A 24722-nucleotide genomic window follows, 5' to 3' on the forward strand; every position below is an offset into this window, starting at 1 on the left:
CGGCTTGCACCCCGCCCCGCCTTCGGCTATAGAGCCGCCACCCGCGTAGACACCCTTGGAGGCAACGCGGCGGAAGGCTGTCCGGGCCTGCGTGATCCCAAACAAGATTTTGGACCAGATCATGTAAGGCCATGACGGCTTTCGACGTTTACGGCCCAGGCATCTCGCCGGCCGCGAACGCTCCAGAACAACGCGAAAGGAAATGCCATGAGCGATACTTACGAGCTCAAGGCCGAAGCGCGCGAACAGGTCGGTAAGGGGTCCGCCCGTGCAGTTCGCCGCAACGGTAAAGTGCCTGCAGTAATTTACGGCGACAAGCAGCCTCCCCTGGCGATTGCGCTGACCTACAAGGACATCTACTACAAGATCCATGGCGGCGGGTTCCTGACCACGATCGCCACGATCGATGTCGACGGCAAGAAGATCCAGGTCCTGCCCAAGGACTTCCAGCTCGACCCGGTCAAGGATTTCCCGGTCCATGTCGACTTCCTGCGCATCGGCAAGGACACCGAAGTCAATGTCGACGTGCCGGTCCACTTCATCAACGAGGACAAGTCGCCCGGCATCAAGCGCGGCGGCGTGCTCAACATCGTGCGTCACGAAGTCGAGTTCCACTGCCCGGCCAATGCGATCCCGGAATTCATCACCGTCGATCTCACCGGCACCGATATCGGCGATTCGATCCATATCTCGGCGGTCAAGCTGCCGGCCGGCGTCAAGCCGGTGATCTCCGACCGCGACTTCACCGTCGCGACCATTGCCGGCTCCGCGGCGATGAAGCCGGAGGCAGAAGAGACGGTCGAAGCGGCTGAGCCCGAAGCGGCTCCTGCCGCCGAAGAGAAGTAATCCCTTTCCGCCCGGAGGTGACGATGCTGCTGTTTGCAGGCCTCGGCAATCCGGGCGCGAAATACGCCAACAACCGGCACAATGTCGGCTTCATGGCGGCGGACGCAATCGCCCGCCGCCATTCCTTTTCGCCCTGGTCGAAGAAGTTCCAGGGACTGATCGCCGAAGGCACGCTTGCCGGCGAAAAGATCATCCTGATCAAGCCGCAGACCTTCATGAACAATTCAGGCCAGTCGATCGGCGAAGCGCTGCGCTTCTACAAGCTCACCCCCTCGGCGCTCACAGTCTTCTATGACGAGATCGACCTCGCCGACGGCAAGGTCCGCGTGAAGACCGGCGGCGGCGCCGGCGGTCACAACGGCATCCGCTCGATCGACGGCCATGTCGGTAACGCTTACCGCCGCGTGCGCATCGGCGTCGGCCACCCGGGCGTCAAGGAATTCGTCCAGCATCATGTGCTTGGCGATTTCGCCAAGGCCGATCGCGAATGGCTGGAGCCGCTGCTCGACGCCATCGGTGCTCATGCCGAAATGATCGTGAGGGGTGATGACCCCGGCTTCATGAACAAAGTCAGCGTTGCCGTCCAGCGCAAGACCGGTGCTGCGCCTGAACGCGAAAACGCAGGGTCGAAACAGCAGAGCCACGTCCGTCAGGCGCGACCGCAGCAGCCGGCGGTCAAGCTGCCTCAAACCGGCCCGATGGCCGCCATGCTGAAGAAGCTCTTCGGCGGCAAGGATTGAGCCTCGCGACGGATCGGGGCGGGAGGGCTTGACGATCGTCGGCGCTTTCGCCCATAGCCCTCATCAAATTTCGATTTCCCGATAGGACCGGATAAAAATGGGTTTCAAATGCGGCATCGTTGGCTTGCCCAACGTCGGCAAGTCGACACTTTTCAACGCGCTGACCAGGACGGCGGCGGCGCAGGCCGCCAACTATCCGTTCTGCACCATCGAGCCGAATACCGGCGAGGTGGCGGTGCCCGACCCGCGCCTGCAGAAGATCGCAGCGATCGGCAAGTCGAAGGAGATCATCCCGACCCGCATCTCCTTCGTCGACATCGCCGGCTTGGTACGCGGCGCCTCGAAGGGCGAAGGGCTGGGCAACCAGTTCCTGGCCAACATCCGCGAGGTCGACGCCATCGTCCATGTGCTGCGCTGCTTCGAGGATGATGACATCACCCATGTCGAGGGCCGCATCGATCCCGTCGCCGACGCCGAGACCGTCGAGACCGAGCTGATGCTCGCCGACCTCGACAGCCTCGAGCGCCGCATCGTGCAGTTCCGCAAGCGCGCTTCCGGCAAGGACAAGGAGGCGTTGACCGTGCTTCCGATGATGGAAGCCGCTCTTGAACTCCTGCAGGCCGGCAAGCCGGCCCGCATTTTGCTCAAAGGTATCTCCGCGGAGGACCTGCGTATCCTGCAGGGGCTGAACCTGCTGACGTCGCACCCCGTTCTCTATGTCTGCAATGTCGCAGAGGCCGACGCCGCCACCGGCAATTCGCACACCAAAGCGGTCGAGCAGATGGCTGCCGCGCAAGGCGCCCGTACCGTGGTGATTTCGGCAGCGATCGAAGCCGAGGTCGCGCAGCTCAGCGACGACGAGGAAATGGAATTCCTGGCAACGTTGGGCCTTGAGGAGCCAGGCTTGAACAAGGTGATCCGCGCCGGCTACGAGCTTTTGCAGCTCATCACCTATTTCACCGTCGGGCCAAAGGAAACGCGCGCCTGGACCGTGCACAAGGGCGCCAAGGCGCCGCAAGCGGCAGGCGTCATCCACACCGATTTCGAGCGTGGCTTCATCCGCGCCCAGACCATCGCCTACAACGACTTCGTCGCGCTGGGTGGCGAAGTGGCCGCCAAGGAAGCCGGCAAGGCGCGCGACGAAGGTAAGGAGTATGTCGTCCAGGACGGCGACATCATGCTGTTCAAGTTCAACACCTGACCTGACCGACGGCGCATTCTTCCTGCTCCCTTTGCGGGAGAAGGTGGATTGGCGTGCAGCGCCAAGACGGTTGAGGGGTGTTAGCCGGAGCGCTGTGGGTGCCAAGCTGGAACACCCCTCATCCGACCGAGCTTCGCTCGGCCACCTTCTCCCACAAGGGGAGAAGGGAGAGACCGCACGGGCCCTTTCCGCGTGGCTTGACTGCCCGCAATGCCCGGTCTAAGGGGCGTCTGCACCGGCCCGCGCTTTCGTCGAAAGCCTGTCCCGTGCAATCCGAAACGACACGCCCGCTCGAACCCATCCTTTTGGCCTCAGCAAGGGAGACCCGGCGATGATCAAGGCATTCGTCGTGGACAATGATCGCCTGCGCGTTGCCGACGATCTCTTGGCAAACAGCGACAAGGTCGTCTGGGCCGACCTTATGAACCCTACCAAGGAAGAGGAAACGGCCATCGAGACTTGGCTCGGTGTTGCCATTCCGACGCGCGAGGAGATGGAGGAGATCGAGATTTCGAGCCGCCTCTATATCGAGGACGGCGCCTATTTCATGACCGCCACGCTGCCGGCTCAGACCGAGGCCGACGATCCGCTAATGTCGCCGGTCACCTTCGTGCTGGCCGGCAATAGGCTGATCACCGTGCGCTACCACGAGCCGAAGGCCTTCAAGACCTTTCCGCTGCGCGCCGAGAAGGTGGCGACCGGCTGCACCAGCGGCGACACCATCCTGATCGGCCTGCTGGAGGCGATCGTCGACCGCCTCGCCGACATTCTGGAGCGCGCCGGCCGCGACATAGAGACGATCTCGCGCGACATCTTCGAGGCACGCTCGACCAAGGCTTCCAAGCGCAACCGCGACTTCCAGGAATTGCTGAAGGCCATCGGCCGCAAGGAGGACATCGCCTCCTCGATCCGCGACAGCCTGATCTCGCTGCAGCGGCTCGCCGGCTTCCTCACCCACGCCTCGACCCAGACCAAGATGAGTAAGGACATCCGCGCGCGCATCAAGACCTTGTCGCGCGACGTGCTGTCGCTCGCCGACCACGCCACCTTCCTGTCGCAGAAGATCAACTTCCTGCTCGACGCGACGCTCGGCATGATCTCGATCGAGCAGAACGCCATCATCAAGATCTTCTCCGTCGCCGCGGTCATCTTCTTGCCGCCAACGCTGGTCGCGTCGATCTACGGCATGAATTTCAATGTCATGCCCGAGCTGAGCTGGCATTTCGGTTATCCCTTCGCCATCGGCTTGATGATCCTGTCGGCGATCCTGCCCTTCTGGTATTTCCGCCGCCGCGGCTGGTTGTAAAGCCTTCGGACCTTCTGTTTCGCTGGCTGTTCCGTGGGGCGCGCGATGGCCTGGCGCACCAGAAATTACTTGACCAAATCCCGTCCCACCTGCATCCGGGAACCCCGATCCGTGGCGATCGTGCAATTTTGAACCGGATTCCAGACCATGACCGGAAAGAATTCCAGACCATGACCGGCCAGACCATGATCGGAAAGACTTGGGCCTATGAGGATTTCGTCGAGGGCGCCTCGCTCGACCTCGGCACGAAGCTGGTGAGCGCGGCCGAGATCATCGAATTCGCGCAAGAGTTCGATGCGCAGCCGATGCATCTCGACGAGGCGGCGGGCAAGGCCAGCATCCTTGGCGGGTTGGCGGCCTCCGGCTGGCACACCTGCGCGATGTTCATGCGCATGCTGTGCGATGCCTTCCTGCTGGACTCGACCTCGCAGGGCGCCCCCGGTGTCGACCTCGTCAAATGGAAAAAGCCGGTGCTGGCCGGCGATATGTTGACCGGCAACACCACCGTCCTTGCCAAGCGCCTGTCCAGATCGAAGCCCCAGCTCGGCCTCGTCACCATGCGCAGCGAGCTTTTCAACCAGCGTGGCGAAGGCGTCTTCGAACTCGAGAACACCGTCATGTTCCTGACCCGAGGGGCCAACGCGTGAGCCTCGACGAATTCTTCTGCATCGGCGTCACCGTCACGCTCGGTTCGCATAAATTCGAATCCGAGGCGATCAAGGCGTTCGCCAGGAAATACGATCCGCAGATATTCCATCTCGACGAAGAGGCGGCGAAGAGGAGCGTGTTCGGCGGCCTGTGCGCCTCGGGCTGGCACACAGCGGCAACCTGGATGAAATTGAACCTCGAGACCGGCGTGGAGGCCAACGGCGCCCGCTGGGCCGGCGCTGGGCCCGCGCCCGAATTCGGCCCCTCGCCCGGCTTCAAGAACCTCAAATGGCTGAAGCCCGTCTATGCCGGAGAAACCGTGACCTTCACCCGCACCGCGCTTGCCCACCGCCCCATCGCATCGCGGCCAGGCTGGCGGCTGCTGACACTGCGCTCGGAGGCCTTCGATTCGACCGGCGACAAGGTCATCGAGTTCGAAAGTGCCGTGCTGGTGAAGATGGGGTGAGCTTTCTTCCTTCTCCCCCTGTGGGAGAAGGGTAAGAAGCACGCCTCTCAATGCCCCTCAAACCCGATCAGCGTCCTGACTGGCACGCCGAGCGCTTCGAGCTTCTCGCGGCCGCCGAGGTCCGGCAGGTCGATGACGAAGCAGGCGGCGAGGATGTCGGCGCCGATCTGCCGCAACAGCTTGACCGCTGCCTCCGCCGTGCCGCCGGTGGCGATCAGGTCGTCGACGAGGATGACCTTCTCGCCCGGCGACACGCCATCCTTGTGCATCTCCATCTCGTCCAGCCCATATTCGAGGCTGTAAGCGACGCGCACCGTCTCGTAAGGCAGCTTGCCCTTCTTGCGGATCGGCACGAAGCCGGCCGAGAGCTGGTGCGCGATGGCGCCGCCAAGGATGAAGCCGCGCGCCTCGATGCCGGCGATCTTGTCGATCTTCTGGCCGGCGTAGGGATGCACCAGCTCATCAATGGCGCGGCGAAAGGCGCGCGCATTGCCGAGCAGCGTGGTGATGTCGCGAAACAGGATGCCCGGCCTGGGATAGTCCGGAATGGTGCGGATCGCGGCAAGCAGCGTGTCTTCGAGCGAAGGTTTCATGGGGCGGCTCTCCGAAATATTCGTCCGATTCGACTTGAAGACGTGAAAGGAACTCGGGCCGATCGTAACCCGGGGCGGCCGGCGACGGCTACCGCGATGTGGCGCCCTGGAAGAAAATTGTCCGGCAAAGGACTTAGCCGACGGTCTAGAGCGACGTGCGTCCACTTGGACGCACAAAGTACGCTCTAACACTTTGAATCTACGCATCATATTTTCCGAAAATCGATTCCCGATTTTCGGGCCGATGCGGTAGGGAAATGCAAAAGGGCGCCTTTCGACGCCCTTTCGATCTCGTGGCTCTTCTGTAGCTCAGTGCGCCACGCCGGCCCACACCTTGCGCTTGGTCAGATAGACCAGCGCGCCGAACAGCAGCAGGAAGACCAGCACGCGAAAGCCGGTCTTCTTGCGGGCTTCCAGATGCGGCTCGGCTGCCCACATCAGGAAGGCCGACACGTCGCGGGAATACTGGTCGACCGTCTGCGGCGCGCCGTCGTCATAGGTCACTTGATCGTCGGAAAGCGGGTTGGGCATCTTCAGCGACACGCCGGCTATGAAATACGGATTGTAGTGCGTGCCTTCCGGTATCTCCATGCCTGCCGGCGGCTGCTCGTCATAGCCGGTCAGCAGCGAGTGGATATAGTCGGGACCGCCCTGGGCGTATTGCGTGAAGATGTCGAAGACGAAACGCGGAAAGCCGCGCTCGACGCCGCGCGCCTTGGCCAGCAGCGACATGTCGGGCGGGGCAGCCCCGCCATTGGCGGCCGCTGCTGCCTGATCGTTAGGGAACGGCGCCGGAAAATGGTCGGACGGTATGCCGGGACGATCGAACATGTCGCCGGCATCGTTGGGACCATCATTGATCGTGTACTCGGCCGCCAGCGCCTTGACCTGCGCTTCCGAATAGCCAAGATCTTCCAGCGTACGGAACGCCACCAACTTCATCGAATGGCAGGCCGCGCAGACTTCCTTGTAGACCTTCAGCCCGCGCTGCAACTGCGCCTTGTCGTAGGTCCCGAACGGCCCGGCGAAGCTCCAGTCCATCTCCTTGGGCTCGTGTATCGGGAAATGCGTCGGCTGGGCTTCGCTGTGCGCCTCCTCCTGGGCGATGGCCCCGGTGGTCGCGGCCGCGGTACCCGCCAAAACAAGGCCGAGCAGCGCCAGCGAGGTGAGAATCGTCTTCATGCCAAATCCCCTTGAGATTCTCTGCCGCGCTGTCGTCGTCTCAAGCATGATCTTTTCCGGAAACCGGTCTCCACTTTTCGGGATCATGCTCAGCCCTTGGTTTCCGGTGCGGCTGTCGCGCGAGCCGGATGTCCGCCACCACTGCCCTTGTTCTTCTCGAGCACCGCCTCGGTGATCGAATTCGGCAATCGCCGCGGCGTCTCGATCAGGCCGAGCACCGGCAGCACGACCAGGAAGAAGGCGAAGTAGAACAATGTCGCCATCTGCGCCATGAAGACATAGCTGCCTTCGGCTGGCTGCGAGCCCAGCCAGCCAAGCAGGACGGCATCGATCACGAACAGCCAGAAGAACAGCTTGTACCAGGGCCGGTAGACCGCCGAGCGCACCTTCGAGGTGTCGAGCCACGGCACCAGGAACAACATGGCGATGGAGCCGAACATCGCGAGCACGCCACCGAGCTTGGAGTTGATCGGCCCGATATTGAAGGTGATGGCACGCAGGATCGCGTAGAACGGCAGGAAGTACCATTCCGGCACGATATGGGCAGGCGTCTTCAGCGGGTCGGCGACTACGTAGTTGTCGGGGTGACCGAGAAAGTTCGGCAGGTAGAAGACGAAATAGGCGAAGATGAACAGGAACACGAGCATCCCGAACGCGTCCTTGATGGTCGCGTAAGGGGTGAAGGCGACGGTATCGGTCTTCGACTTGACCTCGATGCCGGTCGGGTTCGACTGGCCGACCACATGCAGCGCCCATATATGCAGCACGACGACGCCGGCGATCATGAACGGCAGCAGATAGTGCAGTGAAAAGAAGCGGTTCAGCGTCGGGTTGTCGACAGCGAAGCCGCCGAGCAAAAGCTGCTGAATCCAGTCGCCGACCAGCGGGATGGCGCTGAAGAAGCCGGTGATGACGGTCGCGCCCCAGAAGCTCATCTGCCCCCAGGGCAGCACATAGCCCATGAAGCCCGTCGCCATCATCAGCAGGTAGATGATGCAGCCGAGGATCCATAGAAGCTCGCGCGGCGCCTTGTACGAACCGTAGTAGAGCCCGCGGAAGATGTGGATGTATACGGCGACGAAGAAGAACGACGCGCCGTTCGAATGCATGTAGCGCAACAGCCAGCCCGAATTCACGTCGCGCATGATCTTCTCGACCGAATCGAAGGCGAGAGTGCTGTCCGCCGCATAATGCATGGCCAGCACGATGCCGGTCAGCATCTGCGCCGTCAGCATGATCGCCAGGATGCCGCCGAAGGTCCACGCATAGTTGAGGTTGCGCGGCACCGGATAGGCGACGAAGCTGTCATAGACCAGCCGCGGCAGCGGCATGCGGGCGTCGAACCAGCGTCCGATACCGGTCTTGGGCGTATAGGTCGAGTGTCCCTCGCTCATCGAAATGTCCCCTAGCCTCAGCCGATACGGATCTTGGTGTCGGAAATAAACTGGAACACCGGCACCGACATGTTCTCCGGCGCCGGCCCCCCGCGGACGCGGCCGGCGGTGTCGTATACCGAACCGTGGCACGGGCAGAACCAGCCGCCGAACTCGCCTTCCTGGCCGAGCGGAATGCAGCCGAGATGGGTGCAGACCTGGACCATCACCATCCAAGCCTCCTTGCCCGGCATGGTGCGGTTGGCGTCCGTCGCCGGCGCATCGGCCGGCAAATTGGCGTTGCGGGCGAGCGGATCCTTGAGCTGGGCCAGATTGACCGCCTCGCCGTCCTTCATCTCTTGTTCGGTGCGGTTGCGCACGACCACCGGCTTGCCGCGCCATTTCACGACAAGCGACGTTCCCGGCGTCAGCGAAGAGACGTCGACCTCGACCGAGGCCAGCGCCAGCGTCGAGGCATCCGGGCGCATCTGGTCGATGAATGGCCAGGCGACGGCACCCGCGCCGACCACTGCGGCCATGCCGGTGGCGACGTAGAGAAAATCACGACGGTTGGGATCCTGGATGTCGGTTGCGCTCACGGGTGCCTGATCCTTTCGCCTCTTCCGTGCCGGTGGCCGAGCCTTATTCCCCGCTCGTTCACGCCAACCCGACAGCGCATGGCGAACAGGCTAGCGAATTCCTCCGGCATTTGGACTTCGGTTTATGCGTGAAGCCTGTTTTTGTCCAGACGGGTGAAGGCACAAGGGCAGATTGTCGCGGGGACGCAATTCGGCGTCGGACCGCATGGCGACGAAGACGGCGAAACCACAGGAAAACAACGGCAAAATCGGAGCCTGCGTTTGCCTCGACAGGAGACCCGGCCTCGGTCTATCCTCGGCCCATGGCGCATGTCATCGACCGCGACAAATGGGCCGGGGCGACCGACCGCTGGCCCGACCATTGGCAAGGCGAGCTGCAGTGCGGCGCCTACGGCTCCAAAAGCTGCCTGATCTTCAACTATCTGCCGGAGATCGGCGGCGGCCCGCGGCTGCACATGCATCCCTATTGCGAGATTTTCATCATCCGCGCCGGCACCGGGCTGTTCACCGTCGGTGACCGGCAGATCGAGGCGTCGGCTGGCCAGATATTGATCGTGCCGCCGAACACGCCGCACAAGTTCACCAATCTCGGCCCAGGCCCGTTGGAGACCATCGACATCCACGAAAACGGCAGCTTCATCACCGAATGGCTGGAGTAGGCCATGATCACGAACCGAAGGTCCGCGTCAGCGAAAACCGGAAACCGGTTTTCGGAAAAGATCATGGTCGAACTAGTGGTGAAAATCTGACGCTTGGTACCCGAGGTGAGACAACCGCTTTGGATGGTTTTCTGCCTTCCGTATCGCCGATCGGAACGCACAGGCAGCGCCAGAAGCGGTCATTGATCGCCGATCCCAAACTGCCACTTTTCGAGGCTCCCGCAGGGCGCGCTAGCCGTCCTAGTAGACGATATTTGCTTACCCATCCGCAGCAATATCGGCTATCATCGTGAACTTTGAATGAGTGGACTGTTGCTTGGTCGCTCCTTGGGCGCGGACAGGGTACTTCAAAGCGGGAGTTGTTTGCGCGTCGCCGGCTAAGATCTCACCATCCCATCGCCATATGCCGTGGGCCTGGGAGGATGCTCGGATGAAGTCGAAATGGCGATACCACGTCTGTCTCGCAAGCGCGTTTGCGATGACCTTACCTTCCATTGCTACCGCTCAGGAGCCCTCAACTCAAACGCCACGAATTGGCCTTATCGCTTGGTGGCCTTGCGATATGCCGTATGCTTCCGATTCTAGTGAGCTCGGAACGTTTATGCGTGGCCTTGACGAACTCGGCCACACGCTGACCGAACTCAGCTTCGAGTGCCGAAGCGCGGGCAAGCACGACGGTGGCCTAGCGGCCGCCGCGGCAGAGCTGGTGCAGCAGCCGGTGGACCTGATCGTTACGACGTCGCAGCCGGCGGCACATGCCGCCCACGGAGCCACCGAAGCAATTCCGATTGTCACTATCATCAGCGGTGATCCGGTGGCCGGCGGGCTGGCCCAAAACATCGCAAAGCCCGGCGGCAATGTCACCGGGGTCAGCTACTATGCCACTGAACTCGCCGCCAAACCGCTAGAGCTTTTGATGGAGGTAATACCGAAGCTTGCCACTGTAGGTGTGCTGGCAAACCCGGAGGTTGCCTATCTACCTTTCGAAGAGGACGCAAAGCGCGCGGCCCGCCAACTTGGCGTCGCCTTAAACATCCATCAGGTCAGCGCTCCAGACGAACTCGATTCTGCGTTCTCGGACATGAAGGCCGAGGGCGCGCAAGCCGTCTTCATCCTCCCTGACCTCATGTTTTCCGATCAGTCGACGCGTATCGCCGCACTCGCGATCGAGCGTCGTTTGCCGACGATGGCTTGGGGACCTTGGTTCACCGAGGCCGGCTGTCTAATGGCTTATTCGGCGGACTATAGTGGAATGGGACATCGCCTTGCTTTCTATGTCGACCGCATCCTGAAAGGCACAAAGGCAGGCGATCTGCCAATCGAACATCCGACGACATTCGAGATGTCGATCAATTTGAAAACGGCCAATGCACTCGGGATCGATCTCCCGGAAACTGTGTTGCTGTTGGCTGACAAGGTCATCGAGTGAGGATGGTGTGAAGGGGTCGGTCTCTCTCGAAGCCGTTCCCGTACGCCGATCGCTATTCCGGAAATACTTCCTGGTTTTGTTCACCGCGGTCATTTTTCCGATAGCCGCCGGCGGCATCAGCGACGCCTGGTTCAGCTATCGCGACCAACGCACCATGCTCAGTGCCCTGCTGCGGGCCGAGACGAGATCCGCAGCCGACAAGATTGAGAGCTTTCTCGACGGCATCAAGGATCAGCTCAACTCAACGATCCGGCAGACGCGGGTCGCAGATACCAAGGCGCAGCTTCGGCTCGGCATGTTGCGGGCAATGCGCCAAGCCCCGGCCATTGTCGGCTTCAGTGTTGTCGACCGTGCCGGCGTGGAAAGGCTGCACGTCTCCCGCATAGACTTGAACAGGATGGAAGGCGGATCGGATCGCTCAGACGATCCTGCCGTCGTGGGAGCCTTGTCAACAGGGACATGGTACGGCCCACTCACTTATCGCGATGGCTCCGAACCGTTCATGACCATGGCCCTGGCGGGGTTCAACAGCATCGTCGTCGCCGAGATCAACCTGAAGCTCATCTGGATAGTCGTTTCCGAAATTCGCGTGGGCCGCAGCGGTCAAGCATTTGTTGTCGACCAGGCAGGCCGCCTCATCGCTCACCGCAACATCAGCAAGGTGTTGCGGGGCACCGACGAGAACACAGCGGCGGCATTGCGCAGATTGCGGGATGCAATTGCCGCAGTAGGCGGCGAAGCGACCATGGCCCGGAACGCCGAGAATGAACCGGTCGTGACCACCATGGCATCGATCCCCAGTGTTGGCTGGACTGTGTTCGTCGAGCAGCCGCAGGCAGAGGCTTTTGCACCCCTCTATGCGTCTTTGTGGCGAACCGGTGGCCTACTGCTCGCGGCCACCGTCTTTGCAGCGACGCTCGCCTATTGGCTTGCCGGACGGATGACTGGCCCCATCCGTCTGCTGGAGGAGGGAACCGACAAAATCGGTGCCGGACAGTTCGATCACCGCATCAACATTGCCACTGGAGATGAACTTGAACGGCTGGCGGCCCGGTTCAACCAAATGGCGCAAGAACTCGCCATATCACGGGATCGTTCGGAGCGGATCACGCGCTTGAAGCGCTTTCTGGCACCGCAGGTCGCTGAGCTTGTAGAGAACTCCGGTGACGAGAGCGTGCTTGCCGGTCAGCGGGCGGAAGTCGTCACTGTTTTCTGTGATTTGCGTGGTTTCACAGCGTTCTCGGCGCACGCCGAGCCCGAGGACATTATGCAGGTCTTGGCTGAGTACTATGAGGCGCTCGGCGCGATCATCACACGCCATGAGGCCACGCTAACCAGCTTCTCGGCGGACGGGCTGATGGTGCTCGTCAACGCGCCGGTACAGTGCGCAGAGCCGGCCCTGCGTGCCGTCGAGATGGCCATCGAAATGCAGGATGCTGTTCAGCGCCTGATCCCGTCGTGGCGTCGGCGTGGTCCCGTGCTCGGTTTCGGCATTGGTCTCGCAATGGGATGGGCAACTGTGGGCCGAGTTGGATATGAATCCCGCGTCGACTACACCGCGATTGGCCACGTCGTGAACCTGGCGTCACGCCTGTGTTCGTCGGCTGACGATCAGCAAATCCTGGTCGATCATTTCGTAGCGGACGCAGTAGGTATCAAGTTTCCGATGACCGCGCTCGGCACGCGCGACCTAAAGGGCTTCGATGAGCAGGTCCGCGTATATGATGTCGGGTCGCGGAGCTTGGGATCGCAATTCGCTGCGACTGTCAGCAACCCCGACAGTTAGGCTCGCTTGCGAGACTTTGGCAAGAAAACCCGCCTCGCTCCCGCGGTGGAGCAAAATGTCAGTTCCCAGACTGACCTCCAAAGCAAACGATTGGATGGTAGTTGCGGGCCAAACGAGGTAGCGTTCACGGAGGCGTCAATTCCGTACCTTCGCGAATATACAAGCGAATGTCCGCAACGGGTCACGACGTTCCCTTGAACTCCCATCAGGGATGGTCCGCAAAGGGGTCGAAATCGGTATTTCGTCTTCGGTCAGATTTTCAACACTATTGTCTATTTCGCGCCGAGCCTGGCCAGCACGGCTTTGGGAATGTTGTATTCCCGGATCACCGCGTCGTGCCTGCGCAAGCCGCACAATTCGCGCTGGATGAAATAGCCGTGGACGGCCTCCGCCGCGTCCTTGAGCAGCCGGGCACGTTGTTTGCCGTCATCGCCATGCTCACGCAGCTTCGTCAGAGTTTCATCCACGCGCCGGCCGGCGCGGCCGAGCGCCGCCGCCTTTTCGCCGAGGATTTCATTGCCGAGCAGGTCGAGCGCGCTCTCCTGCGCTCCCGACCGTCCGAAATTCGATGGCATTCGCACCGACATGGTCCACTCCGGTTCTTGCTGAAATCTGGCCCTACTCCGCCGGCCGCGTCTCCTCCAGCACGCTCTCCTCGTTGAACAGGAAGCCGCCGGACTGCCGCTTCCACAGCCGCGCATAGAGCCCGTCGAGCGCGACCAGCTCGTCATGCGTGCCTTGTTCGACGATGCGGCCACCGTCGAGCACCACCAGGCGATCGAGGGCCGCGATGGTCGACAGCCGGTGCGCGATGGCGATGACCGTCTTGTTCTCCATCAGCCTCGCCAGATTCTCCTGGATGGCCGCCTCGATGTCGGAATCGAGCGCCGACGTCGCCTCGTCGAGTATCAGGATCGGCGCGTCCTTGAGGAAGACGCGCGCGATCGCCACGCGCTGGCGCTGGCCGCCCGACAATTTCACGCCGCGCTCGCCGACGAAGGCCTCGTAGCCCTGGCGATCGCGATTGTCGCGCAAGTCGAGGATGAACTCGTGCGCCTCGGCCTTCTTGGCGACCGCGATCACCTCGGCGTCGGTTGCGTCCGGCATGCCGAGCTTGATGTTGTCGCGAAGCGAGCGATGGAACAGTGCGGTATCCTGGCTGACGACGCCGATGTTGGCGCGCAGCGAGTTCTGAGTCACCTCTGAAACGTCCTGGCCGTCGATGGTGATCTTGCCGGCCTCGAGGTCGTAGAGGCGCAGGATCAGATTGGCCAGCGTTGTCTTGCCGGCGCCGGACGGCCCGACCAACCCGACCTTCTCGCCCGGCCGCACCACGAGGTCGATGCCGTTGAGCACGCCGAACCCCTTGCCGTAGTGGAACTCGACCTTCTTCACGTCGATCCGGCCGCCGCCTACCACAAGCTCCCTGGCGTCGGGCGCATCGGTCAGGCCGAGCGGCTGCGAGATCAGCGCCTTGGAGTTTTCCAGCACGCCGAGATTGCGCAGGATGCTGTTGAGCTGCATCATCAGCCGGCCGAGCAGCATGTTGAGCCGCAGCACCAGCGACAGCGTGAAGGCGACGGCGCCGACTGTGATCGAGCCTTCGACCCAGAGATAGACGGCAAAACCGGCGATCGCCGTGATCATGATCCCCGAAAGTGTCGTCAGCGCCATGCGCACGCCGGTCAGCCTGCGGGTGAACGGACGCAGCGCGTCGAGATAGATATCGAAACCGCTCCTGATGTAGCGGTCGTCGCCATCGGCGGAGAACAGCTTCAGCGTCTGCACATTCGAATAGGAATCGACGATACGGCCGGTGATCATCGAACCGGCCTCGGCGGTTGCCTCGGCATGCTTGCGGATCGCCGGCAGATAGCGCTTGGCCAGCCAGCCGAAGGCGGTGATCCAGATCACCACCAGCACTGCCAGCCTGAGATCGAGGCCGGCGACCAGCACCAGCGTCGTCACCGTATAGACGACCATGAACCAGACGACCTCGATGAAGCTTTGCATCAGATCGCCGGTCGCCTGCCCCGCCTGCCAGACTTTTGTCGCGATACGCCCGGCGAAATCGTTCTGGAAGAAGGCGTAGGACTGGCGCGAGACATGGCGGTGAGCCTGCCAGCGCACCAGATTGTAGAAGCCGGGCGTGATCGTCTGCTCGTCGACCAACGCCGCCAGGCCGACGACGATGGTACGGATGACCAGCACCACGGCGGCCATGAAGACAAGTTCGGGACCGGCGGCAGTCCACAGCGCGTCCCAACTACGCTCGCCGGGGAGCTGGTCGAGAATGTCGACCAGCCGCCCGACGAAGTAGAACAGTCCGGCCTCGACCAGCGGCGCGATGCCGCCGATGACAAGCATGGCGAAGAAGGCGAATTTCGCCTGGCCGACATAGTGCCAGAGGAACCCCCTGACGCTGACCGGTGGCCGAAGGACCGCGGGCTCCCTGAATGGATATACCCAGTTCTCGAACCAGCGATAGACGGCAATCATCATTCGGCGGCTATCATTCTGCTGCTTGACCCTTGACCATGGCATCGTTGGCGGCGGCACCGTCGTCGAGCAGGAAGCCGCCCGACTGGCGCTGCCAAAGCTGCGCATAGAGCCCGCCGCTGGCGACGAGCTCCTCATGCGAACCTTCTTCGATGACGCGGCCCTTGTCCATGACGACGAGCCGGTCCATTGCCGCGATAGTCGAGAGCCGGTGCGCGATGGCGATGACGGTCTTGCCTTGCATGAGCCTGTAGAGGTTCTCCTGGATGGCCGCCTCGGCCTCGGAATCAAGCGCAGACGTTGCCTCGTCGAGAATGAGGATCGGCGCGTCCTTCAGCATAACGCGGGCAATGGCGATGCGTTGCCGCTGGCCGCCGGACAATTTGACGCCGCGATCGCCGACATGCGCATCGAAACCCGTGCGGCCACTGGCGTCCGAAAGCCTTGATATGAAATCAAGCGCTTCGGCGCGGCGTGCCGCTTCGATCAGCATCTCGTTGCTGGCGTCCGGCCGGCCATACAGGATGTTCTCGCGCACCGAACGATGCAGCAGCGAGGTGTCCTGGGTGACCATGCCGATTTGGGCGCGCAGCGAATCCTGCGCCACCGCCGCGATTTCCTGGCCGTCGATCAGGATCCGGCCAGTTTCGAGGTCGTAGAAGCGCAAGAGAAGGTTGACCAGCGTCGACTTGCCGGCGCCCGAGCGGCCGACGATGCCGACCTTTTCACCCGGCTTCACCGTCAGCGACAGGCTCTCGATGATGCCCTTCTGCTTGCCGTAGTGGAAGCGGATGTCCTCGAAACGGATCTCGCCCTTGGTGACGGCAATGTCCTTGGCCCCGGGCCTGTCTTCGACGAGGCGCGGCAGCGAGATCGAGCTGATGCCGTCCTGCACCGTGCCGATATTCTCAAACAGGGTGGACATCTCCCACATGATCCATTGCGACATGCCCCACAGCCGAAGCACGAGGCCGATGACCAGGGCTACGGCGCCGATCGTCACTGCATGGCCGAGCCACAGCCACAGCGAGATCGCGGTGACCGAAAACAACAGCAGCGAGTTGAGGACGTAGAGCAGACCATAGAGCTGCGTCACCAGCCGCATCGACCGGTAGACCGTATCGAGAAAGCCGGCCATACCTTCCCTGGCGAAGGACGCCTCGCGCCGGGCATGCGAGAACAGCTTGACCGTCTGGATGTTGGAGTAGCTGTCGACGACGCGGCCGGTCATGGTCGAGCGCGCATTGGCCTGCTCCTCGCCGACCTTGCCCAATCGCGGGATGAAGTAGCGCAAAAGCAAGATATAGCCGGCAAGCCAGACGGCGAGCGGTGCCGCCAGCCGCAAGTCGGCCGAGCCGACGATGAACAGCATGCCGAGGAAATAGACGACGATATAATTGAGCACGTCGATGAGCTTGATGACGCACTCACGCACCGCGAGCGCGGTCTGCATCAGCTTGGTCGCGATGCGTCCGGCGAACTCGTCCTGATAGAAGCTCATCGACTGCTTGAGCAGGTAGCGATGCACCTGCCAGCGGATACGCATCGGATAATTGCCCATCAGCGTCTGCTGGTTGAGGAGCGAATGGAACCAGACCGTCGCCGGCAGCACGAACACCACGATGAAGGCCATTCCGGCGAGTTTCCAGCCCTCGGTCTGCAGGAACGTCTCGCGATTCTGCACCGACAGCCAGTCGACGATCCGGCCCATGAAGCCGAACATCCAAACCTCGGCGACGGCGATAGCCGTCACCAGCACCGCATCGAGAGCGATGTAGGGCCAGGCGCCGCGCGTATAGTGCACGCAGAAGGCGATCAGCGTCTTCGGCGGCTCGACCGGCTCCTCGGCGGGGAACGGATCGAGCCTTCTTTCAAACCAACGGAACATTGTCTTGGTCTCACATGCTCGTTTTCGCTCACGCGGCGCGAGAGCGCGTAGCGTCCGGGGAGCGCATAGTGCTTTGGGAGCGCGTAGCGTCATGGGATCGCGTGGCGACAAAGACCGGCGTCCCGGAATCACCCGGGCCGCCGGTCCTGCTTCGCGCAGTATAAGGTGTTGCGGGCTTTTCGCCGACAGGCTCGTTTGACGATCCTGACAGCGCCCTGTCGACAACCCGGAGTTTCGCGCCTGTTTTTGCGCCAGGGCGGATCAGCCTCATAATCCGGCGCACCAGCGACGGCCGGCTGCGGTCGGGGACCGCGCGCGAGAAATCGACGTCCGGCAGCATACCGCGATGCGGACGCCGACGGGTCTCGGCGTGAACCGCCGACGAATAGGTTTCGCCGATCAAAAGCGCCCAGGTCGCCATCCTGCGCTCGTGCAGGCTTCTTGAACCGGGAATTTTGCAGGGATCGAACATCGGTCCGTCCTCCATGTGAAAATACGGATAAAAGGGTGAATCCGGCCTGCTCGCGGGCGAATGGCCAGCGAAAGGCAGGGATTGCCCAGAGGCGTGTTCAGGTGGGGCGTTCAGCCCCTTCGACAGCTTGAAAAACATCGCAGGATTCCTTCGAAGACCGAAAAAAGGTTTCGGCTAAGAATCGGTGCGATCGAAGTCTAAAAGGTCAGGAGAATCGTCGTACCGAAACCGCCGGCAGGCTGGTAAGCCCACAAGAGGGGCGCTGGATGTGCATGATCATCATGAATTACCCCTCCATCGGTTCGGGTTGACAATGCCCGGCGTATAACCGACTTCGCAGAAAATGACCACCCGCCAGTCCAGCAATTTCCAAAACCGCGAGCCCCCTGTGGCCGATCTGCCACGGATAAAAAGGGCGCGGAAATGAACGACCGTCTCCGCATCGCGCTCTACCAGCCGGATATCGCCGGCAACACCGGGACAATCCTGCGCTTCGCGGCTTGCCTCGGTCTCGTCGTCGACATCATCGAACCGGCCGGCTTCCCGCTCTCCGACCGGGCGCTGAAACGAGCCGGCATGGACTATCTCGAAATGGCGGCGCTGACCCGGCATGTCGACTGGCACGCCTTCGAGAACTGGCGCAAAGGCGAAGCGCGGCGGCTGGTGCTGCTGTCGACCAAGGCTGCGACCGCCTACACGGATTTCGTCTTCGCCGACGATGACGTCCTTCTGTTCGGCCGCGAATCCGCAGGCGTGCCGGATTCTGTTCACGAGGCGGCGGACGCGCGACTGATCATACCGATGCAAGGCGCCGCGCGCAGCATCAACGTCGCGCTCTCCGTCGCCATGGTGGCCGGCGAGGCGATCCGGCAGCTTGGATAGGATTTGCAGGCCGTCGGTGGGCGCGGCGAATACAGCCGCTTTCTGGCCGACGACCACACCCTCTCTTGTCATTCTCACCCAGGCGCACATCGCCTTCTCCTGCGGTTTGCATGTCCAGGATTTCTTCGTTACAAGCTCAACTTAACTTGAGGTCAAGCGGAAAATTCGAATGGCTGTTGTGACGGAACTGACGGTCGGCCAGGTGGCGACGCGAAGCGGGGTGGCGGTATCGGCGCTGCATTTCTACGAGGCGCGCGGACTGATCCGCAGCCACCGCACATCAGGCAACCAGCGGCGCTACGGCCGCGACGTGCTGAGGCGGGTGGCGATCATCAGGATCGCGCAGGAGGTCGGCATTTCGCTGGCCGAGATCGGTGCCGCACTTGAATCGCTGCCTGAAGGCCGCACTCCGACGCGCGAGGACTGGAACCTGCTTTCAACGGCCTGGCGCGACCAACTCGATCAGAAGATTGCCCAGCTGAAGAAGCTGCGCGACGGGCTGACCGATTGCATCGGCTGCGGCTGCATGTCGATCGACAAGTGCCCGCTGCGGAACAAGGAAGACCGCTTGAGCGCCCAAGGCCCGGGAGCAAGGCGGTTGTTGGTCGCGCGCTAGGGTGTATTGAGATTCAGGTCAGGCCGAGTCGAAAACGGTGGTTTCCGAGAACCGGAGCGGAGCGTACTTTTGGTACGTGAGCACCGGAAGCGCAGGAACCCGCCGTTTGCAGGCCGGCATCACCTGAATATCAACACACCCTAGTCCGCCGCCGGCAATCGCCTGATGGTGAATTCGATGACGTCGCCCGGCCGCTCGAACCAGCTTTCGATCTCGGTCCAGTAGGCCTGCTTGGGAAAGCGCTCGAACCACTCCTTCGCCTTGAGCCGCGCATCGGAGCGTGGCAGCACGAAGGTCTCGCGCAGGAACCCGTCGCGCGGCATGCGCTCGCGCTCGGCGCGCGAACGGTCGAGCCTCTTCTTCAGGCCATCCAGCGGCGGTCTTGCCGGAGTGCGCACGAAAGAACTCCATTCACACTTGACCCTTGCACCCAACAGATTAGGGATCGCGGCCGGAAAAGACGAGTCATTTGTCGGGGTGCGCCCCGCAACCGGAGACGGCATTTGCAACGACCCGAAATACCGGCGGGGCTGCCGGCCGACATCGAGCAGAAGAAGATGAAGGCGCGGCTGTGGTTCGAGACGTTGCGCGAGCGCATCTGCGCCGCATTCGAGCAGATCGAGCAGGACCTGCAGGGACCGCAGGCCTCATGGTCGCCCGGTCGCTTCGAAAAGACGCCGTGGGAGCGTGATGCCGGCAAGGGCGGCGGCGGCATCATGTCGATGATGCGTGGCCGCGTCTTCGAGAAGGTCGGGGTCCACACCTCCACCGTCTATGGCGAGTTCTCGCCGGAGTTCAGGAAGCAGATGCCGGGCGCCGAGGAGGACCCGCGATTCTGGGCGAGCGGCATTTCGCTGATCGCGCACCCGTGGAACCCCAACGTGCCGGCCGTGCATATGAACACGCGCATGGTCGTCACCTCGCGCCAGTGGTTCGGCGGCGGCGCCGACCTGACGCCGGTGCTCGACCGTCGCCGCACACAGGAAGACCCGGACACGGTTGCCTTCCATCGTGCCATGCAGTTCGCCTGCGAGAAGCATCCGGCGGTGGCCGACCACGCGAAATTCAGGGCCTGGTGCGACGAGTATTTCTATCTCCCGCACCGCAACGAACCGCGCGGCACCGGCGGCATCTTCTTCGACTGGCTGCATTCGGTCGAGGACAGAGGCGGCTGGAACGCCGATTTCAACTTCGTCCAGGATGTCGGGCGCGCTTTTCTCGTCGTTTACGGACATCTGGTGCGGGCCAATTTCAACGACAACTGGACCGACGGCGACCGCGACGAACAGCTGATCCGCCGTGGCCGCTACGTCGAATTCAACTTGCTTCACGATCGCGGCACCATCTTCGGGCTGAAGACAGGCGGCAACGTCGCCTCGATCCTGTCCAGTCTGCCGCCAGAGGTGAAATGGCCGTAAAATCTCGGTGAGCTGGACGTGAGCCGCAATCAGGTCCAAATCGCCTGATTTTGGCGCTGAATGTGGCGCACAGGATATCTTTTTCGTCTAATATCCCTTTGAAAAAACAGGACTATTTTTCGTTTCCGGGCCGGGAAACGCCGGCGGTTCTCACCTCCTCTAGAACCGCGACCCGACGCGACCGGACGGCCCATAATTGAGTGGGGCACCTCCCCAATCAGGTGCCCTCATTTTCCAGGAGAGCATCCATGCGCAAGCTTATTATGTCGGCTGCGGCTGCTGCCGTTCTTGCCTCTGGTGGCGCTGCCTTCGCAGCGGTCAAGCACACCACGGGCACGGTCAAGACCTATGATGGAACGGCCATGAGCCTTGTTCTGGATGACGGATCTACCTTTACGCTGCCCAAGGCCTTCAAGGATCCTGGCCTGAAGGCCGGCGAAAAGGTCCGCGTTTCGTGGGACATGAGCGGCAACAACAAAATTGCCGAGGCAGTCAGGATCGTGAAGTGACGGCCTGCCCGCTGGAGCAAGATGAGGTCTTGTCTCTGGGGTAGCGTAAGAGGGAGGAGCAGCGCTGCTCCGCCTTTTCGGTCTTTCGCGCATGACCCCGAAAACCGAATCGGTTTTCGGAAAGGATCATGCGCAGATAACAAATAATGTTAGAGCGTCTTTTACGCGTCCTCCGGACGCGCGGCGCTCTAACGCAACCAAAACCAGTCGATCGTGTTATGCTTGCTCGGCCAGCGCATGACCCGAATACCGATACCGGTTTTCGACAGGGATCATGCGTCGATCAAAGGTGCTGGAGCTTCCGTGCCCAAGCAAATGCGCGGAGCTCCGAGGAGGAAAAGGGAGAAAATCCGATGAAGGAATTCCACTGCGGCTCGCTCGTTCCGGGTTGTGACTGGCATACGCGCGCCGACGAGGAAGCCGAGATCATGCGTCGCGCGGTCGAGCACATGCGTGAGACGCATGGCGAGACGATCATCCGCGAGACGATGATCGAAGCGATCCGTTCACGCATCGAAAAGGCCCGCGACGCGGCCTGATTTACCTAAGAGACTGTTTCGAAATTCGCTCTGGCGAGTCATATGGTGGTGGTTTCGAGAACCGGAGCGCAGCGGACATTTGGGTCCGTGAGCACCGGAAGCGCAGAAAACGCCACCAGATGGCCGCCAGAGTAGAGTTTCCAAACGGTCTCTAACTTTCGAGTGCTTCTGCGGCGCGATTGAGGAGCGCGCCGCGATCCAGCGCAAAGCCGGACTCGATCCACTCGTTTTCGAGGTTTTTCAAGGTTGCGCCGAGTTTCGGCCCGGGCGACGCGCCAAGCGTCGTCAGATCGGCGCCCTTGAGCGGAAAGTCGGGCTTTTTCCATTTTCCGGCGAAGGCCAGCAGGCGCGAGAAGCCGCCGGCTTCGAGCAACGCGTCATTGTCCTCGACCGCGCGGGCTCGAGCCGAAGCAAGCGACAGCCGCAAGCGATCGACAAAGCCCTGACGATCACCACGATAGAGCCGTTTTGCGAGTTCCACTTCGGTCGTCTTAGGCGCGACAGGCGCTGTCAGCGTCCACTGCCTGAGACGGACGGCTTCGCTGACGGAGAATCTCAGCCGCTCAGCCAGCGTCTTCATCCGCGCGACATCCGGCGGCACGATCGCTTCCAGCCTGAGCAGCGGGTCCGGCGTCCAGCCCAGATCTTTCTCGGTCCTGGTCAGCGCATGGATCGCATCGATGCCCCATTTCTCGCTCTCCGGCAGAACGCTGGTGAGCACGCTGGCTTGGCGCATCCACAGCAAGGCGCGCGATGGATCGGGCGCTGCCAGCAGCTTTTTCAGCTCGGACCAGACGCGCTCGACCGAGAGTTGGCTGAGCCCCTCCTTGAGCCGGGCGCAAGCCTTCAGTCCTTCGGCATCGGGCCGGCCGTCGCCATACCAGGCGAAGAAGCGGAAAAAGCGCAGGATGCGCAGATAGTCCTCGCGGATGCGTGCCTCCGGATCGCCGATGAAGCGCAGCCGGCGCGCCTCGATATCGGCGATGCCGCCGACGAGGTCGACGACCGTGCCGTCGGCCTCGGCATAGAGTGCGTTGATGGTGAAATCGCGCCGTTGCGCGTCGGCCTTCCAGTCGCGCCCGAACGACACTTTGGCTCTCCGTCCGTCGGTCTCGATGTCGGCGCGCAGCGTGGTCACCTCGAACCGTTTGCCGCCGGCGACAATCGTGATGGTGCCGTGCTCGATGCCGGTCGGCACGGCCTTGAAGCCCGCCGCCTCGGCGCGCCGGATGGTTTCATCAGGCAGGCAAGTGGTGGCGATATCGACGTCGGCGACCGGCTGGCCGATAAGCGCATTGCGCACCGCGCCGCCGGCGACACGCGCCTCCTCGCCGCCATCCGCCAGCGCCGCCAGCAGGCGCTGCAGGTGCTTTTCGCCGAGCCAGTCGGCTTTGCCCGCGAGCGACATCCGGCCGCTCACGTATAGAGCCTTTCATAGAGCGTGCGAATGATGCCGGCGGTGACGCCCCAGATGCGCTGGCCGCCATAGGGCATCTCGTAGAAGACCCATTCCAGGTCGTTCCACATGCGGCTGTCGCGGCCATGGTTGGCCGGGTCCATCAGGAAGCGCAGCGGCACCTCGAAGACGGCGTCGACCTCCTCGGAATTCAGCGTCAGTGAAAAACCCGGCTGCACGATCCCCAACACCGGGGCGATGCGATAGCCGCTGCCGGAGACATAATCGGGCATGCGGCCGATGATCTCGATCCGGTCTTGGCCAAGACCGATCTCCTCGAACGTCTCGCGCAATGCCGCCGTCTCCGGGCTCGCGTCGGTCGGGTCGATCGTGCCGCCTGGAAAAGCCACCTGCCCCGAATGGTTGCGCAGGTTTTCCGCCCGTTTGGTCAGGAGAACTGTGGCGTCGCGTCCGTGATCGACCACCGGGATGAGCACCGCGGCATCGCGCAGGGCCTTCGCGAGCTTTAAACGCGGATGGCCGGGATTGAAGCGATGGTCGCCGTAATCGTCTGCGGCATGCGCTAGCGGCTGTGCCGCGACACGGGCGCGAAAATCCTCGGCGGAAAACGGCACCGGCGTCACCTGATCCATCATACGCTGCCCCATCACGCGCTCAGCCGCTGCAGTTTTTCCGCCGGCATGATCGGATAGACCGCGCCCTTCGAGCGGACGGCAAACATCCTCCTGCCGCCGACCTCGATCTCTTCGCCATGCTCGACCAGTTCGTACATGACCGGCCGCGCCACCAGCGCCTCCAGCCGTCCGCGCACCAGCACATAGGGTTTCAGGCCACCGGTCGCATCCTCGTCGACGAAGCGCAGCGGATGGTCCGGCCCGGCCTCGACCACATCGCCGACATTGGTGCGGAAGGTGATGACTTGGCCATCGCCGGTGCCGCAAACGTCCATCTCGACGGCGATGAAAGGCGCATCGGCGACGCGGATGCCGACCCTTTCCACCGGCGTCACCAGATAGGTCTTGCCGTCTTCGTCCTTGCGCAGCACGGAGGAAAACAGCTGCACCAGCGGCATGCGGCCGATCGGTGTGCCCAGGTAGAACCAAGTGCCGTCCTGTCTGATCTCCATGTCGAGATCGCCGCAAAAGGCCGGATTCCAGCGCTCCACCGGCGCCGGCCCCTTACCTGCGCGGGCGGCACGCGAGATCAGCGCCTCCAGTCCCCGCGCCTCAGTGACGGCCGTCAAACTCTCTTCACGATCCTCGGCGCGTTCTGTCATGGTCACGAAATAGTCACTGTTGTTCCGCTTGTCAGCCTAAGTCTGTGATTTAAGTTCAAAGATAGGCGCCATGCGAGGCCGAATCGCGGCATTCTGCGGCGTCGAAGGTGCAAGCCGGTATTTCCAACGAGAAGGATCGATGCTGCATGAGCGTGATGATCAAGGAAAGCCCGATCAGCGAAAAGGATATGATCGACCAGGCCGAGACGGCGCTGGCCGACATTTCCAGGGTTCGCGATGGCGTCGGCCGCGTCATCTTCGGCCAGGAAAGCGTTGTCGAACGCACGCTGGTGGCGCTGCTGGCCGGCGGCCATGCGCTGCTGGTCGGCGTGCCCGGCCTCGCCAAGACCAAGCTGGTCGAGACGCTGGGCATCGTGC

Annotated in this window: 25 protein-coding genes and 1 pseudogene; 15 read left to right on the top strand and 11 right to left on the bottom strand. The window is 62.2% G+C overall.

Features of this window, described 5'->3' with window-relative positions; translation table 11 throughout:
- Positions 1 to 207 precede the first annotated feature (207 nt).
- The 6 genes from EOB36_RS25875 to EOB36_RS25900 all read left to right on the top strand — a co-directional run bounded on the left by EOB36_RS25875 (position 208) and on the right by EOB36_RS25900 (position 5207).
- Positions 208 to 846, top strand: a complete 639-nt coding sequence (locus EOB36_RS25875) for a 50S ribosomal protein L25/general stress protein Ctc (protein ID WP_095488835.1) — start codon at positions 208 to 210, stop codon at positions 844 to 846.
- Positions 847 to 869: 23 nt separating this feature from the next.
- The gene (gene pth, locus EOB36_RS25880) at positions 870 to 1586 is read left to right on the top strand and encodes an aminoacyl-tRNA hydrolase (RefSeq protein WP_128286010.1); all 717 of its coding nucleotides are present in this window, start codon (positions 870 to 872) and stop codon (positions 1584 to 1586) included.
- Between the two features lie 97 nt (positions 1587 to 1683).
- On the top strand, positions 1684 to 2787 hold the full coding sequence (gene ychF / locus EOB36_RS25885; RefSeq protein ID WP_128286011.1) for a redox-regulated ATPase YchF: 1104 nt from the start codon (positions 1684 to 1686) through the stop codon (positions 2785 to 2787).
- 331 nt (positions 2788 to 3118) lie between these two features.
- Positions 3119 to 4093, top strand: coding sequence for a magnesium/cobalt transporter CorA (gene corA, locus EOB36_RS25890; protein WP_095488832.1), 975 nt, complete (start codon positions 3119 to 3121; stop codon positions 4091 to 4093).
- A gap of 185 nt (positions 4094 to 4278) precedes the next feature.
- On the top strand, positions 4279 to 4740 hold the full coding sequence (locus tag EOB36_RS25895) for a MaoC family dehydratase (RefSeq protein WP_127205498.1): 462 nt from the start codon (positions 4279 to 4281) through the stop codon (positions 4738 to 4740).
- Positions 4737 to 5207: a MaoC family dehydratase gene (locus tag EOB36_RS25900; RefSeq protein ID WP_128286012.1), complete on the top strand. Its 471-nt coding sequence runs from the start codon at positions 4737 to 4739 to the stop codon at positions 5205 to 5207. The genes EOB36_RS25895 and EOB36_RS25900 overlap by 4 nt, the downstream gene beginning before the upstream one ends.
- A gap of 47 nt (positions 5208 to 5254) precedes the next feature.
- Here the strand turns inward: EOB36_RS25900 and EOB36_RS25905 are convergent, their stop codons facing one another.
- The 4 genes from EOB36_RS25905 to petA all read right to left on the bottom strand — a co-directional run bounded on the left by EOB36_RS25905 (position 5255) and on the right by petA (position 8954).
- On the bottom strand, positions 5255 to 5800 hold the full coding sequence (locus EOB36_RS25905) for an adenine phosphoribosyltransferase (protein WP_095484226.1): 546 nt from the start codon (positions 5798 to 5800) through the stop codon (positions 5255 to 5257).
- Between the two features lie 309 nt (positions 5801 to 6109).
- Entirely contained in the window at positions 6110 to 6982 is an 873-nt protein-coding gene (locus EOB36_RS25910; protein WP_128241929.1) for a cytochrome c1, read from the bottom strand.
- Positions 6983 to 7071: 89 nt separating this feature from the next.
- The gene (locus EOB36_RS25915; protein WP_095484224.1) at positions 7072 to 8376 is read right to left on the bottom strand and encodes a cytochrome b N-terminal domain-containing protein; all 1305 of its coding nucleotides are present in this window, start codon (positions 8374 to 8376) and stop codon (positions 7072 to 7074) included.
- 17 nt (positions 8377 to 8393) lie between these two features.
- Positions 8394 to 8954 (bottom strand): ubiquinol-cytochrome c reductase iron-sulfur subunit, encoded by a 561-nt coding sequence (gene petA, locus EOB36_RS25920; RefSeq protein ID WP_095484223.1) that lies wholly within the window; start codon positions 8952 to 8954, stop codon positions 8394 to 8396.
- A gap of 302 nt (positions 8955 to 9256) precedes the next feature.
- On the opposite strand from petA, the gene EOB36_RS25925 reads away from it, so the two are divergent.
- The 3 genes from EOB36_RS25925 to EOB36_RS25935 all read left to right on the top strand — a co-directional run bounded on the left by EOB36_RS25925 (position 9257) and on the right by EOB36_RS25935 (position 12828).
- Positions 9257 to 9613, top strand: a complete 357-nt coding sequence (locus EOB36_RS25925) for a cupin domain-containing protein (RefSeq protein WP_128286013.1) — start codon at positions 9257 to 9259, stop codon at positions 9611 to 9613.
- A gap of 601 nt (positions 9614 to 10214) precedes the next feature.
- Positions 10215 to 11042 (top strand): ABC transporter substrate-binding protein, encoded by an 828-nt coding sequence (locus EOB36_RS25930; RefSeq protein ID WP_245467886.1) that lies wholly within the window; start codon positions 10215 to 10217, stop codon positions 11040 to 11042.
- Positions 11043 to 11049: 7 nt separating this feature from the next.
- On the top strand, positions 11050 to 12828 hold the full coding sequence (locus EOB36_RS25935) for an adenylate/guanylate cyclase domain-containing protein (RefSeq protein ID WP_128286015.1): 1779 nt from the start codon (positions 11050 to 11052) through the stop codon (positions 12826 to 12828).
- Between the two features lie 272 nt (positions 12829 to 13100).
- Here the strand turns inward: EOB36_RS25935 and EOB36_RS25940 are convergent, their stop codons facing one another.
- Genes EOB36_RS25940 through EOB36_RS25950 form a run of 3 tightly spaced genes read right to left on the bottom strand, consistent with a single transcriptional unit; the run spans position 13101 to position 17215 of the window.
- Positions 13101 to 13415, bottom strand: coding sequence for a DUF6665 family protein (locus tag EOB36_RS25940; protein ID WP_126105259.1), 315 nt, complete (start codon positions 13413 to 13415; stop codon positions 13101 to 13103).
- Between the two features lie 31 nt (positions 13416 to 13446).
- On the bottom strand, positions 13447 to 15330 hold the full coding sequence (locus tag EOB36_RS25945) for an ABC transporter ATP-binding protein (RefSeq protein ID WP_128286016.1): 1884 nt from the start codon (positions 15328 to 15330) through the stop codon (positions 13447 to 13449).
- 10 nt (positions 15331 to 15340) lie between these two features.
- Complete coding sequence (locus EOB36_RS25950; protein ID WP_128286017.1) at positions 15341 to 17215, bottom strand: ABC transporter ATP-binding protein; 1875 nt, start codon at positions 17213 to 17215, stop codon at positions 15341 to 15343.
- 895 nt (positions 17216 to 18110) lie between these two features.
- On the opposite strand from EOB36_RS25950, the gene EOB36_RS25960 reads away from it, so the two are divergent.
- Together EOB36_RS25960 and soxR are read left to right on the top strand one after the other, a co-directional pair.
- Positions 18111 to 18569, top strand: a complete 459-nt coding sequence (locus EOB36_RS25960; RefSeq protein ID WP_128286019.1) for a tRNA (cytidine(34)-2'-O)-methyltransferase — start codon at positions 18111 to 18113, stop codon at positions 18567 to 18569.
- A 169-nt stretch (positions 18570 to 18738) separates the two neighbouring features.
- A complete protein-coding gene (gene soxR / locus EOB36_RS25965) occupies positions 18739 to 19185 on the top strand; it encodes a redox-sensitive transcriptional activator SoxR (RefSeq protein WP_127205485.1) in 447 nt (148 codons plus the stop codon).
- Between the two features lie 140 nt (positions 19186 to 19325).
- Here soxR and EOB36_RS25970 read toward each other — a convergent pair whose 3' ends face one another.
- A complete protein-coding gene (locus EOB36_RS25970) occupies positions 19326 to 19583 on the bottom strand; it encodes a hypothetical protein (protein ID WP_006202578.1) in 258 nt (85 codons plus the stop codon).
- Between the two features lie 105 nt (positions 19584 to 19688).
- On the opposite strand from EOB36_RS25970, the gene hemF reads away from it, so the two are divergent.
- From hemF to EOB36_RS25985, 3 genes are all read left to right on the top strand, one after another.
- Complete coding sequence (gene hemF / locus EOB36_RS25975; RefSeq protein ID WP_127205484.1) at positions 19689 to 20603, top strand: oxygen-dependent coproporphyrinogen oxidase; 915 nt, start codon at positions 19689 to 19691, stop codon at positions 20601 to 20603.
- Between the two features lie 248 nt (positions 20604 to 20851).
- Entirely contained in the window at positions 20852 to 21112 is a 261-nt protein-coding gene (locus EOB36_RS25980; protein WP_126105253.1) for a DUF1344 domain-containing protein, read from the top strand.
- 353 nt (positions 21113 to 21465) lie between these two features.
- A complete protein-coding gene (locus EOB36_RS25985; protein ID WP_023799945.1) occupies positions 21466 to 21651 on the top strand; it encodes a DUF1059 domain-containing protein in 186 nt (61 codons plus the stop codon).
- Between the two features lie 151 nt (positions 21652 to 21802).
- Here EOB36_RS25985 and EOB36_RS25995 read toward each other — a convergent pair whose 3' ends face one another.
- From EOB36_RS25995 to EOB36_RS26005, 3 genes are read right to left on the bottom strand one after another with little or no spacing between them, the layout of a single operon-like run.
- Positions 21803 to 23059: a CCA tRNA nucleotidyltransferase gene (locus EOB36_RS25995; RefSeq protein WP_128286020.1), complete on the bottom strand. Its 1257-nt coding sequence runs from the start codon at positions 23057 to 23059 to the stop codon at positions 21803 to 21805.
- A gap of 8 nt (positions 23060 to 23067) precedes the next feature.
- The gene (locus EOB36_RS26000; protein ID WP_126107371.1) at positions 23068 to 23700 is read right to left on the bottom strand and encodes a CoA pyrophosphatase; all 633 of its coding nucleotides are present in this window, start codon (positions 23698 to 23700) and stop codon (positions 23068 to 23070) included.
- Positions 23701 to 23714: 14 nt separating this feature from the next.
- Positions 23715 to 24344: a DUF1285 domain-containing protein gene (locus tag EOB36_RS26005; RefSeq protein WP_128286021.1), complete on the bottom strand. Its 630-nt coding sequence runs from the start codon at positions 24342 to 24344 to the stop codon at positions 23715 to 23717.
- Positions 24345 to 24490: 146 nt separating this feature from the next.
- Here EOB36_RS26005 and EOB36_RS26010 point away from each other — a divergent pair.
- Positions 24491 to 24722: pseudogene (locus tag EOB36_RS26010) on the top strand (AAA family ATPase); the annotation flags it as partial.

It is taken from the genome of Mesorhizobium sp. M6A.T.Cr.TU.017.01.1.1 (assembly GCF_004023115.1).
Taxonomy (GTDB): Bacteria; Pseudomonadota; Alphaproteobacteria; order Rhizobiales; family Rhizobiaceae; genus Mesorhizobium; species Mesorhizobium mediterraneum.

What these genes read in the sequence shown, in the direction of transcription:
- EOB36_RS25875 (WP_095488835.1), top strand. Translation starts at nt 208, where the DNA reads ATGAGCGATACTTACGAGCTCAAGGCCGAAGCGCGCGAACAGGTCGGT.
- pth (WP_128286010.1), top strand. Translation starts at nt 870, where the DNA reads ATGCTGCTGTTTGCAGGCCTCGGCAATCCGGGCGCGAAATACGCCAAC.
- ychF (WP_128286011.1), top strand. Translation starts at nt 1,684, where the DNA reads ATGGGTTTCAAATGCGGCATCGTTGGCTTGCCCAACGTCGGCAAGTCG.
- corA (WP_095488832.1), top strand. Translation starts at nt 3,119, where the DNA reads ATGATCAAGGCATTCGTCGTGGACAATGATCGCCTGCGCGTTGCCGAC.
- EOB36_RS25895 (WP_127205498.1), top strand. Translation starts at nt 4,279, where the DNA reads ATGATCGGAAAGACTTGGGCCTATGAGGATTTCGTCGAGGGCGCCTCG.
- EOB36_RS25905 (WP_095484226.1), bottom strand. Translation starts at nt 5,800, where the DNA reads ATGAAACCTTCGCTCGAAGACACGCTGCTTGCCGCGATCCGCACCATT.
- EOB36_RS25910 (WP_128241929.1), bottom strand. Translation starts at nt 6,982, where the DNA reads ATGAAGACGATTCTCACCTCGCTGGCGCTGCTCGGCCTTGTTTTGGCG.
- EOB36_RS25915 (WP_095484224.1), bottom strand. Translation starts at nt 8,376, where the DNA reads ATGAGCGAGGGACACTCGACCTATACGCCCAAGACCGGTATCGGACGC.
- EOB36_RS25925 (WP_128286013.1), top strand. Translation starts at nt 9,257, where the DNA reads ATGGCGCATGTCATCGACCGCGACAAATGGGCCGGGGCGACCGACCGC.
- EOB36_RS25930 (WP_245467886.1), top strand. Translation starts at nt 10,215, where the DNA reads ATGCGTGGCCTTGACGAACTCGGCCACACGCTGACCGAACTCAGCTTC.
- EOB36_RS25940 (WP_126105259.1), bottom strand. Translation starts at nt 13,415, where the DNA reads ATGTCGGTGCGAATGCCATCGAATTTCGGACGGTCGGGAGCGCAGGAG.
- EOB36_RS25945 (WP_128286016.1), bottom strand. Translation starts at nt 15,330, where the DNA reads ATGATGATTGCCGTCTATCGCTGGTTCGAGAACTGGGTATATCCATTC.
- EOB36_RS25950 (WP_128286017.1), bottom strand. Translation starts at nt 17,215, where the DNA reads ATGTTCCGTTGGTTTGAAAGAAGGCTCGATCCGTTCCCCGCCGAGGAG.
- EOB36_RS25960 (WP_128286019.1), top strand. Translation starts at nt 18,111, where the DNA reads ATGAACGACCGTCTCCGCATCGCGCTCTACCAGCCGGATATCGCCGGC.
- soxR (WP_127205485.1), top strand. Translation starts at nt 18,739, where the DNA reads ATGGCTGTTGTGACGGAACTGACGGTCGGCCAGGTGGCGACGCGAAGC.
- EOB36_RS25980 (WP_126105253.1), top strand. Translation starts at nt 20,852, where the DNA reads ATGCGCAAGCTTATTATGTCGGCTGCGGCTGCTGCCGTTCTTGCCTCT.
- EOB36_RS25985 (WP_023799945.1), top strand. Translation starts at nt 21,466, where the DNA reads ATGAAGGAATTCCACTGCGGCTCGCTCGTTCCGGGTTGTGACTGGCAT.
- EOB36_RS25995 (WP_128286020.1), bottom strand. Translation starts at nt 23,059, where the DNA reads ATGTCGCTCGCGGGCAAAGCCGACTGGCTCGGCGAAAAGCACCTGCAG.
- EOB36_RS26000 (WP_126107371.1), bottom strand. Translation starts at nt 23,700, where the DNA reads ATGGATCAGGTGACGCCGGTGCCGTTTTCCGCCGAGGATTTTCGCGCC.
- EOB36_RS26005 (WP_128286021.1), bottom strand. Translation starts at nt 24,344, where the DNA reads ATGACAGAACGCGCCGAGGATCGTGAAGAGAGTTTGACGGCCGTCACT.